This is a genomic window from Pseudomonas sp. C5pp (assembly GCF_000814065.1).
Taxonomy (GTDB): domain Bacteria; phylum Pseudomonadota; class Gammaproteobacteria; order Pseudomonadales; family Pseudomonadaceae; genus Aquipseudomonas; species Aquipseudomonas asiatica.
On record NZ_JWLN01000085.1, the window covers coordinates 1 to 1,429 of the forward strand.

Here is a 1,429-nt window from a genome sequence, read left to right on the forward strand (position 1 = left end):
GGACTGCCCCCAAGAAGTTGGACACCAATCCAACCGTTGGGGGATCTATGGGTAAATACACAGAGCAGTTCAAGCTCACGGCTATCACCGCTTACCTAGAGGGCAGCCAAGGCTTTCGCAAGGTGGCACAACACTTTGGCATCGATTTCAGCCTGCTTCGGCGCTGGGTTGCTGGCTACCAAGTCGATGCCAACCTCAGCCCTCGCTCGCATGGTCGCCGCTACACCGAGGAATTCAAGCGGCGGGTGCTCAAGTACATGCTTGAGCATCGCCTGTCCCTGCGCCAAACAGCGGCGCACTTTGACCTTGGACAGTCCTCACAGATAGGCATTTGGCTGCGGCAGCACTACAGTGGCAGTCCTGTAGCCACTCTCGCCAAACAAAGAAAATCAGCCGTGCCGAAGAAAATTAAGCCCATCAAGCCGACAGATACCAATGACGCAGAGAAATCTCGTGAGCAGTTGTTGAGCGAGCTCGAGTATCTGCGCATGGAGAATGATGTCCTAAAGGAGTTAAAGGCTCTGCGAGAGGAGAAGGAGCGAACACGGACGAAAAAGCCCTGATCGTCTGCAAATTCAGACATAAATATCCGCTGCCTGACCTCTTGCAGATGGTGGGGTTGGCACGCAGTACCTTTTATTACCAGATCAAGTGCCAGCAAAAGCCGGACAGGCACGCCTCGCTCAAGGAGTTGGTGCAGCGTGTCTATCACGAGGAGAAAGGGCTGTATGGCTACCGCCGCATTGCCCTTGCCATCAGGAATCAGGGGACCTTGGTCAACAAGAAGGTCATTGAACGGTTGATGGCTGAGCTTGGTTTGCAGTCCGTTGTACGCCCGAAGAAGTATCGATCCTATCGCGGCATTGTCGGCAAGGTGGCAATGAATTTGCTGGAGCGTAATTTCGTCGCGCAACGCCCCAACCAGAAGTGGGTGACCGATGTCACTGAGTTCAAAGTGGCCCAACAAAAGCTCTACCTGTCGCCCGTGATGGACTTGTACAACGGTGAGATCATCGCCTATGAAACAGCTTGCCGGCCTACCTATGGCTTGGTCGGGAACATGCTGGAAAAGGCGCTCGATGGGTTGGGTGAAAAGCCCAAGCTAGTGATCCACTCAGACCAGGGATGGCATTACCAGCAGCCCCAATACCGCCATAAACTCGCAGCGCGCGGTGTGAAGCAGAGCATGTCTCGCAAGGGCAATTGTCTGGATAATGCAGCGATGGAAAGCTTCTTCGGCACACTGAAGTCAGAGTTCTTCTACCTGAAGCGCTTTGAAAGCGTCGAACAGCTGAAGGCGGGCCTGGAGGAGTACATCCATTACTACAACCATGACCGCATCAGGCTGAAACTCAATGGCCTGAGCCCTGTCAGCTACAGGACTCAGGCCACTGGCTAAAACTGTCCAACTTTTCGGGGGCAGTCCAAA

1 protein-coding gene is annotated in these 1,429 nt (G+C 54.0%); it reads left to right on the forward strand.

Going from position 1 to position 1,429, the window contains the following annotated elements; genetic code table 11:
• Positions 1–47 precede the first annotated feature (47 nt).
• A protein-coding gene (locus RR51_RS31010) for an IS3 family transposase (RefSeq protein ID WP_442961555.1) occupies positions 48–1,399 on the forward strand; the annotation gives its coding sequence in 2 pieces (ribosomal slippage) (positions 48–519 and positions 519–1,399; 1,353 coding nt in all).
• Positions 1,400–1,429 lie beyond the last annotated feature (30 nt).